Consider the following 13437-nt stretch of genomic DNA (forward strand, 5'->3'; position numbering starts at 1 on the left):
ATTATACTCTCTTTAAATGCATAAGACCCATATCTACAGAAGTCTCGATATAACCCACTATTTGATCTAGTGTAAAAACATTCAAAGGTTCATGAATGACACTTGAATTATAATGGATATCTTCAATAATATGAGGAATGAAATGAATTACAGCATTTCTACTAACCTCTTCTAATTCAATTACAACACCATCATTTTGAAGGTTAGCCTTTATTTCTTCAGCTATTGAGTAATAGTTTAATAATTTACCATTTAATAAGCGAAAATCCTGATGATATTGGGTAAAAATACTCTCATCCTTCTCCATACGATTTTTTAGCCAAGGTAAATAAAATCCTTTAAGCCATAAATCGTCTGCTATGAGGTGGGTATAGTAACCTAACATATAGTCAGAATGAATATGTTTATTATATTTATGTATAAACTGCTCGTAATCAATTCTTCTCGTATAATCATTTACATCTCCACTATAGAAATGGGATGCTTCTTTTGGTGAAACTGCATCAGGAGCAATTCCTCCTAGTAAGAAGGACGGCTTGTCTTTAATAGATAATTGGTCCGCTATTCGGTTTGCTATAATGGCGTGCATCATTCTAGATCCCATCATTACATCTCCTTTCATTATATCTATCACCCATTTATTTTACGTCCGCATACCTTTCCATGTGTTGCCTATAAAGCTTCCATTCCTCATTTTCCTTTCTAAAAACTTCCATCGCTAATGCAGTGGCAACCTTTTTATTTGATAAATAAAAATCAACAATAGAAGAAATGATAATTTCACTTTCAGACCTCATGTTATGTGTTAAATCATGATAATCCCAATATGGACTTTTCCCCTCATATGAGCTAAATGTTTCAACGTTTGATTGTTTATATGATTCTCCAGTATAAACTTCATAATCTCTATCATTGTAATACCCAAAGTATCCAATAAAATCATTGGAAATCCATGCATTAACTTCGTTTACATCCCCACCATTAACCATTTTTCTGTAATTTTCTACCGCTTTAAGTGCTTCCTTTAGCATGTAATCAACTCCCCTTGCCTTGAACTCTATTTATCTATATTTTACCATTAATTTATATACCTAGTCCTCTCAAGGGATAGAATATAATCCACAAAAGAAAAAAGAGTTGAAGCAGTTTTCTATGCCCTCAACTCTTTAAATTTCACTTATTACAAGTATTATGCTTTTTTAACAAACTCAGACTTTAATTTCATCGCACCAAAACCATCAATTTTACAATCGATATTATGGTCGCCGTCTACTAAACGGATACTTTTTACTTTTGTTCCTTGTTTAAGCACTGATGAACTTCCTTTTACTTTAAGGTCCTTAATAACAGTAACTGCATCTCCATCAGCAAGGATGGCACCATTTGCATCTTTTACAATCAGAGTGTCTTCTGTAGTTTGTATTTCCGAATCGGCAGTCCATTCATGTGCACATTCTGGACATATGAACAAGCTTCCATCCTCATACGTGTATTCTGATTGACATTTTGGACAATTTGGTAAAGTTGACATGATAAAAATAAATACCTCCAACGTTTTTTCTAATATGTATTCTATGAAATTAATCCATAATTTCTATATCTATATACTGTCATAGTATATTACTATTTTCAATTCCTACTATAGGTATATCCAAAACGAATATTAAAGTAGATTGATTAATCATTGACAACGAAATGCTTTGGATAATTTGAGATATTTTGTAGTTCTGTTTTTAAAATCTCTGGATATATGGTTATCTCGTGAAGTGCCGCAATTGGAATCCATCTATAGATTAATCGATCTCCTTCTAACCCATAGAATTCATCCGTATTCAATGGCAAGCTGTCATCTGTAACTTGATAATAAAACCCCACCTCGTGAAAACGATGACCATTATAACCAAAGAAATTCTCTATCGAAAACATTAGTCTTTCTATTTTTACGTCTACCCCAAGTTCCTCCTTAAATTCTCTTCGAAGTGCCACTTGGGATTCCTCCCCCAATCCAACTCTACCACCAGGAAGTGACCAAGCATCATCTTTTCTATCTCGATGAATAAGAATATGACCGTTTCGTATCATAACACCAGCTACACGGAAATTAAATACACCACTTTCCGTTTTAAAAACTACGTCCACTTTATTTCCTCCTAGTAATCACTACTAACTTCTTAAACTTCAATACCTATCTTACAGTGCCAAAGAAATTTTATTAGAATATTCTTTTTGATTACTATACTATGCTACCATATTCTTGCAAATAATCCCATGGGAGGTAACAAATATGAAATCCATTATTAATGAGAAAACGAAACTGTCTAACATTAAACGACTCATTACAAAGCTGTACCCGAAATATTAATTAAAACTGTACCTTATCCATTCCTATTTATAATGTTATATTTCTTCTAAACCAATGAATGGAGGAATTTAACATGGCATTAGAAATGAGAAAAGAATGTGAGCGTTGTAACTCAACCATAGATGACCACTCAATCGCATATATTTGTGTGCATGAGTGTACTTTTTGCTCTCCATGTACGGAAGAGATGAATCATGTCTGTCCAAACTGTGGCGGAGAATTGGTTAAAAGACCTAGAAAGTCAGAGAATGTTTGCTTACTATAACTCTAAAGACCCGAATTACTGTATAGATATAAAAAATATAAAACAAAGGGGCTGTCCAAATAGTCAGTAAAATGACTTTTTGAACAGCCCATATTTATTGTTGGAGTTCATTGAGATATCAAAATATCTTCTGAAACTTCTTCAACGTTTCCTGGCTACTAAACTTTGAAAAGTGCTCTAAAAGATAGATTCTGGCGTCTTCCCGACTTATATCAACCACCATAATTTCATTTCTATCCGCCCATGAATCGTAGGTTTCAAAAGAAGTACTGTTCCAATCGTTTTTCTCTCCATCTTCATTTATCTTTTCTTTTATTCCGGAGATAACAAGATCCATACTTCCTTGCAGCTCTAATAAGGCATTTTCAAAAATCTTCTTATGTTCCTTATCCCTTAAACCTGCTTTTGTTCGTAATAACCTAGTATCGATCCCTTCCGTTTCTTTAACAATGTTATACATTTCTACGGCTACTTTTGACATATTTCCGCTCTGGTAACGGGATTCTACCGAAAGCTCGCTACCTATTACTTTTTTTACGTAAGGAAGGAGCTCCCTAGATATTAATACAGACTTTTTCTTTATGAATTTTCCGTATCCTGCCACTCCATCAACCGAAAACTTAGTTCTCCATATCCATGGGTCGAATTCCGTTTCTGAATGCCACGATTCTGGTGATGTAATACTATTCAAAGAAGGATAGCCAGGAACTAACGGGGCTAGGGGAAGTAAACCAATGTCCTGTACTACTTTAACTGCTTCATCGTAAGTTTTAATTTTTTCGTTCATAGGGTCTAGACTCCTTATTTATATAAAAATGCCTGTATGTTTTGAACATACAGGATTTCTTTCTGTCTAGTTTATAATTTCTACTAAAATCATAATAATTCCTCTTCAACAATGCGGTTTATTATTAACTCAAATACTAATCCCTTGCCCTAGTTTTTCTTGATTGATTTTATGACAATAAAAGATGGCCTCCGTGTTTCGTTCACTATTTTGGGCATTACCTTTAATCCCTCTGGAGTTGATTGAGGCTCTAGCAATTTTTCTAAAGCTAATCCATTATCAAGCAAAGTATTAATTAAAGTTGAAATGGTTCGATGATAGGTTACCACACCGTCAATATACCAATGTTGTTCTCTTTTCCCTTCTTCTTGGTAGTTGTCTAAAGGCCAATGCAAATTATTTCCTTGCGAGTCTTTGACCCACTTTTTAGCTTCTTTATTTGCTGTTACAATCGGGTGTTCAGTTGAAAAAATAAATTCGCCATTTTCGACTAATAAACCGCTCACTTTCTTAACAACTGCCGAATAATCTTCTATGTAGTGCACTGCTAAAGAGCTAACAACTAAATCAAATTTTTGATTTGCTAGCTCTAAGTCTTCTATTGGTTTACAAATATAATCGATATGATCATGGTTGTTTTCCATTTTTGCCCGTTTAATCATTTTACTTGAAATATCTATTCCCCACACCTTTGATGCACCGTGATTCACACAGTACTTAGCAAAGTGGCCCGTTCCGCAACCTAAATCTAAAACGGTTTTACCGTCTAACGTTGGGAGCAAGGATTTTATCGCAGGTTGTTCAACGAAATCGTTATAAGTAACACCTGATTCCCTTAAGGAAGTATATTCTTTAAAGAAAATCGGATGATCATATATATTTTGTTTCATAAGCTTTCCCTCCTTAAGAGCAATTACGGACTCATCAATTATTTTTCCGTCTACTGGTATATATGTAAATAAAGATTAATATTAACCCCATTATTAAAATCAGTGTATGTAGAAAATTGACCTCTTTAAATATTACTAAAAATAAACCGAACCCTATTAAATAATAACCAAATGATTCAAATAAACTCAATTTCTTCTTCATAATGTGGCCCTCAATTAAAATCCTATTATTAGTATCTACCTAAAAACTGCTCTTCAATTAATTCTATGTTTCTATTGTGCCTAACATAGCCAAAAATCTGTTCCCTTATGTTTGGATATAGAACAATATTTTTCAACTCATCTATTGAAACCCATTTTACCCCTGTCTGATTGGGATCGGGATTGTTAGGCATTATTGGCTTAGTATCGCCCTTAAGCTTACAATCAAACATCAACCCTATTGAATGTGTTTTACCGTAGAGATTAGAATTTAAGTGCGGTGCATACTCATAGACAAAGGCTAATGGCCCGACTTCAATATTAATAGAAGCTTCTTCTAATGCCTCTCTTCTTACTGCCTCTTTCACTGACTCATTTGGTTCTACCCCACCTGCTGGTAGATTATAATGCAATCCATTTTCATCATTAAATTCAATTAAGAGTATGGAGTTATTCTCAATGATTAATGCTCCTGCTCTAACTCTAATGTGGAAATTCATAAATTTTCCCCACCCACTAAAAAGTATTTATTTATTAATTGGATATTTATCAGTCAAGATCTTGGAATATTGACCAATTTCATTTAAAACTCTTGCCCTCCCTTTTTCACTATTTATCCACTTCGATGGTGTAATATCTCTATTATCCTCGAGTGGTAAAATATCAATTACCTTTTCATCATTTGCGTAAATAGAGGATAATAAATAGAATCTTCTACAAAAAAAAGACTTACCAGCCAATAGAATATTTTTGTATTCAGTTTGATTGATATAACTAAATGCCGACTCAACCACACCCTCTACACCTTTTGCCAATGTATCTGCTGATATTGATACTAATTTTTCTTTTTCAATACCTTCACGAATTAATAATGGTGCATAAAATTCATATTCAATACCATTCAAAAATGAATTATACACTCCAGGTATCATAATTAAGCTTGCACCTACACTTTTGTAGTACGCAACTAATTGGTCATTCAATTCTGGGAAGTGTCCGGGATGATAAAGGATTACATCTGGCTTTTCAAATAAATTTAGTTTGTCCATAAACACCATTTCGTTTATGGCATGAATGGTTGCTTGATTCACTGTCATTCCCCCATATAAAGATATTTTAATAGAAATATCCATACCAAAAAGAATATTTTATACATACATGTAAAAAAGCACCCAATATGGGTACTGGAAAAAATTATAAATGCTCTACATTACTATACCATTGGTCAATTAATCCATGCCAGTTATAAAAATAAGTGCTTCTTGGTGAAAGAAATATTAGACTGAAATCGGGGTCATTATAAACTTCAGCCCCTAGCACATGGACCGCATCATGTAGAGAAGTGCTTTGTAAATAGATACCTAATTCATCTGAAGATCTAAAGGATTCCGGAGAATTGACTATCCTGTTTTCCGCTTCAAGAAGTTCCCTTCCCCATCTTGGGTGATTTTTCAAGTCTGAAGGAATTGCTCTCCAAGGTTGTACTAGTCTTGTATCCAGCCCCTGATTTCTATACCACCTTAAAGATTTCCTTAAAAAATCTCTATGAAATTGTAAAAAGTCTAAACCGTCCCCTGCTCGAAAATCATCCATTCTCATATTCCTGTGCCACTCGGCATGTTCATCCAACAAATTTTGTGGGAAATTTTCAATACTCGCCATTTCAGAATCTCCTTTTTTACTACAATATATGAAATGGCTGTCCATATTGCTTGTGTGTTTGTTTGATCATTTCCATAATCTAAGCTTCATTTATAAAATCAATCATATACTTCAATTCTTCCTCGTTTAGTTCCTCAAATGTGTCCATAAATTGTTTTACTAGATTAACCATCTCTGGACTGATTTCATCACTGGCAGAGTCAATGATCATCCCAATAACAGCTCCCGCAAAAGTGGATAGCTGGATAACAGGTGTTTTTGATACATTAAGAAGATTAATGGTCAGTCCCTTAATCGTTTCACCTTGTCTATTCAAATAGATTAAAAGTACAGCAATAAAATAAGCGCATAGCTCTACCTTTAACTCAACTTTTGTAAGAATCTCTAATAAAGGTTCTATAGGTTTTTCACATCCACTATTTCGTTTTATAAAAGATTGGACCTCATGTTTAATCTTTTCCCATTCTTCCGCTTTGTTTATATTTTTTCTAGGCAAATCAAACAAACCTATGGATTTATCCGTTGGCACATACACCACCATGGATCTCCCTGTTTCATTCTGGTTTACCACATACGTACGCTCTAAGAAAGCACTCTTTTCAAGTTCCTTTAACATATCATAGGCAGTCCACTTGCTTACTCCTATCAATTCGGCTATGTCTTTATAATGAATCGGTTCATTTGTTTCCGAGTACATTTGTACAATTTGTTCTAAAAACTGTTTCCTTCGATTTGTCAGTTTCATCTTAGACCTCCAAGCAAGACTGCTTCTACCATAGCAAATTTCTACTAACCTTATTTTTGCAGTGTTTACTTTATATAGCAATAGTTGCGTATAGTCAGAATTTTTAAAATATTACTTGACACGATATTAAACCTTAAGGTATAAGAAGGATATACTGTATTTTTTGGTTTTTTGGGGATTTTTAGTTTTATAATTAATATTGGGCTTATGCCAATAACACTAGATACCATTTGCTTCCATCTGTTTTTTGGTCTTTTGGGTATTCAACATTAATAGAATAAAATTAACCAATTAAATTTTTATTAGGAGTGCTATAACATGTATCAAACCTATTGCAGAGCATACCAAAGTGTTTATCGGCTTGCTTCTCGTTTTATTCCATGGCGTGAACCAGAGCTCCTGGAAGGGGAAAATAGTCTACAAAGATTACCCCATTTAATTAAAAGTATTCATATTGATACGGTTCTAATTGTAACGGATAAGGGTATTACTTCACTTGGATTAATGGATGACTTACTTAAAGGGTTAAAGTCAGAAGGTATTCATTATTCGGTGTATGATGAGACTGTGCCCAACCCTACTATTGATAACATCGAGGAAGCATTAACCCTCTACCACACAAACGGTTGTAAAGGAATTATCGCTTTTGGCGGTGGATCCCCAATGGACTGCGCCAAAGGAGTTGGGGCACGTGTAGCTAGACCGGATAAGAAGTTAGAGCAAATGAAAGGTCAGTTAAAAATTAGAAAGCCAATTCCTCCTCTTTTTGCGGTCCCGACCACATCTGGTACCGGAAGTGAGGCCACTCTTGCAGCGGTTATATCAAACAGCATGACTCATGAGAAATACCCTATTAATGACCCTGTTTTAATACCAAGCTATGCGGTACTTGATCCATTACTAACAATAAATCTCCCACCACATATTACATCTACAACAGGAATAGATGCCCTGACACATGCCGTTGAAGCTTACATTGGAAAAAGCAATACATCACAAACTAGACAGAGTAGTAGAGAAGCTGTAAAGTTAATTTTTGAAAACCTTATTGAAGCTTATTCAAACGGTCCAAATGTTACAGCTCGTACGAATATGCAGAAAGCCTCCTATTTAGCAGGTTTTGCCTTTACTCGTGCATATGTGGGTTATGTTCATGCGATTGCACACACACTTGGTGGTTTTTATTCCACCCCACATGGATTAGCGAATGCGATCATTCTCCCATATGTATTAGAGTATTACGGAAGTTCGGTATTTAAGCCATTGGCAGAGCTCGCCGATTTAGTCAACATTACTGACGTATCAGATACAGATGAGCAAAAAGCGAGAAAGTTTATTGAGGCAATAAAAAAACTGAATCAAGAAATGAACATCCCTACAAAAGTCCAAGGAATAAATGAAATGGATATTCCACTGATGGTTGATAGAGCTTTAAGCGAGGCCAACCCTCTCTATCCAGTTCCAAAAATTTTAAATAAAAAGGATATGTTGAATATCTATCGAATGATTAAGGAATAACATGGCTACAGATTTCTAAACTTTTATCGTCCGATTTTGTTCGTTTTTTAGAATCGAGCCTAGGTTTAACCTTATTGAAAAATAGACGAACTTAAAACAATCACCCGAGCATGTAGTTAGGAGTTTTCTAACATGAACCATTATCACACTTTAGTAAATAAACAAAAAACATATTTTCGCACAGGGATAACAAAAGATGTTACCTACCGTATTGATGCCCTACAAAGATTAAGGGATGCAATCAGAAAAAATGAACAATCCTTTATTCGTGCTTTGAATGAAGATTTAAATAAATCGGAGTTTGAAGCTTACTCCACTGAAATTGGTGTGGTACTAGAGGAAATTCGTTTTACACTCGAACACTTACGTTCATGGGTAAAGCCTAAAAAAGTAAAAACACCTATCACCCATGTGGGATCAAATAGTTTCATTTACGCGGAACCTTACGGAGTTGCACTAGTAATCGCACCTTGGAATTATCCTTTCCAGTTAGCCATTGCCCCTTTAATCGGTGCCATTGCTGCGGGTAACTGTACGATTTTGAAACCTTCCGAATTAACACCTAAAACTTCTGAAGTACTTGGGAACCTAATAGAAGATCTCTTCCCTGAAGAATATGTTTCGGTTGTCCAAGGTGGTGTTGAGGCAAGCCAAGCACTTCTGAACGAGAAATTTGATTATATTTTCTTTACGGGGAGTGTCCCTGTTGGAAAAATTATTATGGAGGCAGCTTCTAAACATTTAACCCCTGTGACCTTAGAGTTAGGTGGAAAAAGTCCATGTATTGTCCATGAAGATGCGAATATTAAGCTCGCCGCCAAACGAATTGCTTGGGGTAAATTTATGAATGCTGGCCAGACTTGTGTGGCGCCTGATTATTTATATCTTCACAAAAAAATCAGGAATGAGTTTTTGGAACAATTTAAAGAAATAACCAAAGAACTATATGGTGACAAACCTTTAAACAATCCAAATTACACTCGGATCGTAAGCAAAAGACACTTTGAACGCTTGCAAACTTTTTTAAATAATGGAGAGTTATTTATGGGTGGTGGGAGTAATGAAGTTGGATTAACAATAGAGCCAACCGTTTTGACTAACATTACTTGGGAAGATTCCATCATGCAGGATGAAATATTTGGCCCCATTCTACCTGTAATAGAATATGAAGATTTATCTGACGTAATTGAAGGTATTCACAATCATCCGAATCCGCTTGCTCTCTATATTTTCTCTGAAAGTGAGAGTATCCAACGAGATGTATTAAACGATGTGTCTTTTGGTGGAGGTTGTATTAACGATACGGTGTACCATATTGCCTCCCCTTACTTACCTTTCGGTGGTGTTGGAAGCAGTGGAACAGGTGCTTATCATGGAAAAGGAAGCTTTGACACCTTCTCCCATCAAAAAAGCGTCTTAAAACAAACGACTTTATTTGATATTCCATTTAGATATCCGAATGTAAGAAATGGCCTTAAGAAACTGAAATTTTTCTTGAAATAGTTATTTATACAAGCACTGGGTTTTCGAGAGGACCCAGTGCTAATTTAGACCCTATCCAATGTTTATATTCTTGTAATGATTACTTTTTAGCAGACCATTAAATGGATTTAATTTCAATCATTTTTCCTCTTACTATAAGAATAGTACTTTATTATTATTTATAAATGATAACTCAAAACGAGTAATTCTCCTTTACTACCCATTCGTCTTTCTCCTTCATCAATAAATCCGCACTTCTTATATAATTCTTGGGCAATCTCGTTTCCTGTGTTTACAGCTAATACAATTTCATTAATATCTTTAAAATTTCCCCTCACAAAGTCTGGTAGTAAAGTTAAGGATTTTTTAGCATACCCATTACCAAGGTGACGAAAATCTGTCGAGAAACCTCTTAATAAGATAGCACGCTCATTAGATGAATACGGTTTAACCCCTTCATTTCTATGTAAAACAAAGAAAGTTACAAGTTGATGATCTTCTAAAGCTAAAATAGAATATCGGTCTGCATCTTCCTTGGAAAGTTCAATACAATTTTTAGGAGTATTGGTATAGCGCAATTGTTCTTCAGTTAATTCATATTGATTAATTAGACTTTCAAACCCATCTTCGTAAAATAATAGTTCCATATTTTCATCCCCCTACAAAGAACATATGTTCCAATTCTACCAATATTAGGGAATAATTGCAACATGTATTTATTTTGGAGCTTTCATAAAAGACAAAAAATCAACCTTGATAGAGAGAGGTTGATTTTTTAATCATATGAACTTAGATTAGCGTGATGTTTTTGGCGGTTGGCATGCATCACATTTACGTTGATGATTATTTTTAAATTTCGTAAATGTTTTTTCAAACTCGCTCCCACATGAACATTTAAATAGTAATTTTTGTGAAAAGCCGTGGTACTCCGTTGTAAGCAGCTTGCTTTCTGAATTGTTTTCAACAAAATCTTTAATTTTAACGATTGTCCATCTTTTGTTCATACTAATATACCCCCAATTTTTAAAAGCTAGGCGGAGGCTATTTAGGCATCCGTTACATTATGACCAATTGTCATAATCCTCCTAAGTTTAACATTATAACATGAGCTATTATACAATAAAATCGTTATTTTTATTTTGTAATATATTAGGTTTCTTATTAGTATTATTAAAACAATACGTCTCTTCTAAACACTAAGTGTATCTATAAATTAAATGTAACATCAGCCACACTCATACAACAAAAGGGAGCTAAGATGATTAGCTCCCTTTTACGAGTTCCTATTTAATAATTCATCCTATTCCCATTTTCGTAAACTTTATGTGCCAATCGAAAAATAGAATCAGCTAAATGTGCATACGAAACATTTTTATCAGGATTAAATTTATTTTTATCTGTTTTTAATAGTCCAACCGATGTGGCTAAAGCTACATGACCGTAGTACTTTTTGCTAACCTTTTTAGAATCTTCAAAAGTAAGCTTATAAATATTACTGTGTTTAGCTGCTTCCTCTAGTCCCATTGCACGTACATACCAAGCTGCTAACTCTTCCCTAGTAATCTTCTTGTCAAAATCAAACGTCTTAGTAGTCGTATCAAGGATACCAAGTGAAACAGCACGTTCAATGACTTGATATAGTGGATGCTTAGGATCAATATTACTAAAAGTTTGTTTTGTTTCTTCTCTACCAGGTGGATATCCCTCATAGAAGTAGGTTAGAGATTTCACCATAATCTCTAGTGCCTCCCCCTTAGTAACGGAAGCATTAGCATTAAATTTGTTAACATCCTTAACTTTTAAAATTTTCGCATCCAATAAATAATTTAATTCTTCTTCCGCTGACGGATGGGTAATCCTTGGAGAATTGTCTAGATCGTTTAAATTTGTCCAATCACCAATATGGGCCTCTAACATATTGTATGGCTTATTTTTAAACTCAGGAGAATAGACTAAATGGTAATGTTTTTGCTTACTATTGGCTGGTAAGACATAATGTAGTTTTAAACTAAGTGCTTCTAAAAATTGTGCTTTAGCTTTATCCTCGGTGATCGTATCCTTAATTGATGGCCAAGATTCTACCTCTTGGTACCCCACATTCAGGCTAATTAATGAACCTTCAGCAGAAACAACTACACTGATTTGATCACCTGCTACAGAAATTCCATTTACCACTCTTGGGAACGAGAAATGATAGTTTCCACGATCCTCGAATACGTAATCATCTATTGGCTTTGAATAGTGATGTAAATAGGAAGGAGCATATTCCTTCATATATTTTACTGCTTTATTTAAAGCTTGCTCACGGGTTACATTTCCACTTTGATTCGTTTTCTCACCATATTGTGATAACACTTCACTACGAATGTCATGATATTGAATAATCTCACCCGTCTGGCTATCGAATTCCAAAGTTGTGCCATGTCCACCGTTTTGATATTCATACATATATTGAATACTGATTACTTTCTTACCTAAATGGTTTTCACGTTCTTCTACCGATTCAATTCTTAATTTAATTTTATCCGAGTTGACGGCAAGTAATTGTTCAGCTAACGCCTTTGCCTTGTCTACATTAAAATCGGAATGTTTTGCCGGAAGTGGGCTTGTTGCTAATAAGTCAATTTTCTTTTTTGGAGGCAGCTCTTTTGTGAAACCATTCGCTGTTCTCCACTCACCCGTAATCGCATTTACCCCTGTAAATTGTTCCGTTGGTTTATATACAAGCTTGACTTTACGGTCACCAGAAGAATAATCATAATCTAGTTGATATTGCAGATTAACACTTAGACTCTTTTTTACTTGTTCTAGCAGTTCTTTTTCAGTCTTCATTTTTCCTTTATCATCAAAGGTGAATGATTTTGTGTCCTTTGCGCTTCTGTAGAAGTTAACAATCTCTCCACTTCCGAGTACCGCAACCTCTATTCTTTGATCTGGGATTAGCACCTTGTCCTTTGTTTGAACAAAAGAAAATGAGTAACGGACAGGCTCGGTTAACGTTTGGTTCCTATAATGCTGAAAAGAGTAATCCTCTATTTCATACTCTTTGCCACCAGGAAACCTCTTAATAAATTCACTGGCAATCTTCTTTGCTTCATCCTGTTTTATTTTTGCAGGAAATAAAGCGGAAGCCGTTTTCACAGGATCATAATAAAAGTTTTCAATTTCTAATTTTTCACCAACGAAACCAACACTTCCATAAATTTGTTTCCCTTGTACCGTTTTATGAAAAGATAACTCATAACGAACGGTGTCATCTTCAGGAAAACGATGGCCACTGTTCATATGAAAATCATTACTGGTTAAGAAATCAAATTGGTTTGGAAAAAATTCCTTGAACTTCTTAATTAATTCATTTTTTGAAACAGTAGATTCTGTAGATGCTAGGCGAATTTGTATTTGATTAGAGTGTTCATTTCCAATTGTTGAAGCACTCGTTACCGGGGCTAAAATACTGAGAGACAAAGCAGTTGACAGAGAAAGAACTCCAAATTTCTTTAAATTTTTCAAAATATACCTCCTAAA

16 protein-coding genes are annotated in these 13437 nt (G+C 34.6%); 3 read left to right on the forward strand and 13 right to left on the reverse strand.

Annotation, left to right across the window (positions count from 1 at the left end; translation table 11 throughout):
* Position 1 precedes the first annotated feature (1 nt).
* From SM124_RS15235 to SM124_RS15250, 4 genes are all read right to left on the reverse strand, one after another.
* Positions 2 to 622 carry a zinc dependent phospholipase C family protein gene (locus SM124_RS15235; protein ID WP_322447375.1) on the reverse strand — a complete coding sequence of 207 codons (621 nt, stop codon included), beginning with the start codon at positions 620 to 622 and terminating at the stop codon, positions 2 to 4.
* A gap of 16 nt (positions 623 to 638) precedes the next feature.
* Positions 639 to 1031, reverse strand: coding sequence for a DUF4440 domain-containing protein (locus tag SM124_RS15240; RefSeq protein ID WP_322447376.1), 393 nt, complete (start codon positions 1029 to 1031; stop codon positions 639 to 641).
* 158 nt (positions 1032 to 1189) lie between these two features.
* Entirely contained in the window at positions 1190 to 1531 is a 342-nt protein-coding gene (locus SM124_RS15245; RefSeq protein ID WP_322447377.1) for a zinc ribbon domain-containing protein YjdM, read from the reverse strand.
* 146 nt (positions 1532 to 1677) lie between these two features.
* Positions 1678 to 2139 (reverse strand): NUDIX hydrolase, encoded by a 462-nt coding sequence (locus SM124_RS15250; RefSeq protein ID WP_322447378.1) that lies wholly within the window; start codon positions 2137 to 2139, stop codon positions 1678 to 1680.
* Between the two features lie 296 nt (positions 2140 to 2435).
* On the opposite strand from SM124_RS15250, the gene SM124_RS15255 reads away from it, so the two are divergent.
* Positions 2436 to 2627 carry a DUF1272 domain-containing protein gene (locus SM124_RS15255; protein WP_322447379.1) on the forward strand — a complete coding sequence of 64 codons (192 nt, stop codon included), beginning with the start codon at positions 2436 to 2438 and terminating at the stop codon, positions 2625 to 2627.
* A 118-nt stretch (positions 2628 to 2745) separates the two neighbouring features.
* On the opposite strand, the gene SM124_RS15260 is transcribed toward SM124_RS15255, so the two are convergent.
* The 6 genes from SM124_RS15260 to SM124_RS15285 form a co-directional block, all read right to left on the reverse strand.
* On the reverse strand, positions 2746 to 3414 hold the full coding sequence (locus tag SM124_RS15260) for an AlkZ-related protein (protein WP_322447380.1): 669 nt from the start codon (positions 3412 to 3414) through the stop codon (positions 2746 to 2748).
* 149 nt (positions 3415 to 3563) lie between these two features.
* The gene (locus SM124_RS15265; RefSeq protein ID WP_322447381.1) at positions 3564 to 4304 is read right to left on the reverse strand and encodes a class I SAM-dependent methyltransferase; all 741 of its coding nucleotides are present in this window, start codon (positions 4302 to 4304) and stop codon (positions 3564 to 3566) included.
* 230 nt (positions 4305 to 4534) lie between these two features.
* Positions 4535 to 5005: an NUDIX domain-containing protein gene (locus tag SM124_RS15270; RefSeq protein WP_322447382.1), complete on the reverse strand. Its 471-nt coding sequence runs from the start codon at positions 5003 to 5005 to the stop codon at positions 4535 to 4537.
* A 27-nt stretch (positions 5006 to 5032) separates the two neighbouring features.
* Positions 5033 to 5596, reverse strand: coding sequence for a hypothetical protein (locus tag SM124_RS15275; protein WP_322447383.1), 564 nt, complete (start codon positions 5594 to 5596; stop codon positions 5033 to 5035).
* A gap of 103 nt (positions 5597 to 5699) precedes the next feature.
* Positions 5700 to 6167: a hypothetical protein gene (locus tag SM124_RS15280; RefSeq protein ID WP_322447384.1), complete on the reverse strand. Its 468-nt coding sequence runs from the start codon at positions 6165 to 6167 to the stop codon at positions 5700 to 5702.
* Between the two features lie 79 nt (positions 6168 to 6246).
* Entirely contained in the window at positions 6247 to 6912 is a 666-nt protein-coding gene (locus SM124_RS15285; protein ID WP_322447385.1) for an Lrp/AsnC family transcriptional regulator, read from the reverse strand.
* Positions 6913 to 7230: 318 nt separating this feature from the next.
* On the opposite strand from SM124_RS15285, the gene SM124_RS15290 reads away from it, so the two are divergent.
* Both SM124_RS15290 and SM124_RS15295 read left to right on the forward strand, forming a co-directional pair.
* Entirely contained in the window at positions 7231 to 8430 is a 1200-nt protein-coding gene (locus tag SM124_RS15290) for an iron-containing alcohol dehydrogenase (protein ID WP_322447386.1), read from the forward strand.
* Positions 8431 to 8562: 132 nt separating this feature from the next.
* Positions 8563 to 9933, forward strand: a complete 1371-nt coding sequence (locus tag SM124_RS15295) for an aldehyde dehydrogenase (RefSeq protein WP_322447387.1) — start codon at positions 8563 to 8565, stop codon at positions 9931 to 9933.
* 158 nt (positions 9934 to 10091) lie between these two features.
* Here the strand turns inward: SM124_RS15295 and SM124_RS15300 are convergent, their stop codons facing one another.
* The 3 genes from SM124_RS15300 to SM124_RS15310 form a co-directional block, all read right to left on the reverse strand.
* Positions 10092 to 10559, reverse strand: a complete 468-nt coding sequence (locus SM124_RS15300) for a GNAT family N-acetyltransferase (protein WP_322447388.1) — start codon at positions 10557 to 10559, stop codon at positions 10092 to 10094.
* 147 nt (positions 10560 to 10706) lie between these two features.
* A complete protein-coding gene (locus tag SM124_RS15305; RefSeq protein WP_322447389.1) occupies positions 10707 to 10916 on the reverse strand; it encodes a hypothetical protein in 210 nt (69 codons plus the stop codon).
* Positions 10917 to 11199: 283 nt separating this feature from the next.
* The gene (locus SM124_RS15310) at positions 11200 to 13422 is read right to left on the reverse strand and encodes an S-layer homology domain-containing protein (protein WP_322447390.1); all 2223 of its coding nucleotides are present in this window, start codon (positions 13420 to 13422) and stop codon (positions 11200 to 11202) included.
* Positions 13423 to 13437: the final 15 nt, after the last annotated feature.

Source organism: Robertmurraya mangrovi, from assembly GCF_034427655.1.
In the GTDB taxonomy this organism is placed as follows: domain Bacteria; phylum Bacillota; class Bacilli; order Bacillales; family Cytobacillaceae; genus Robertmurraya_A; species Robertmurraya_A mangrovi.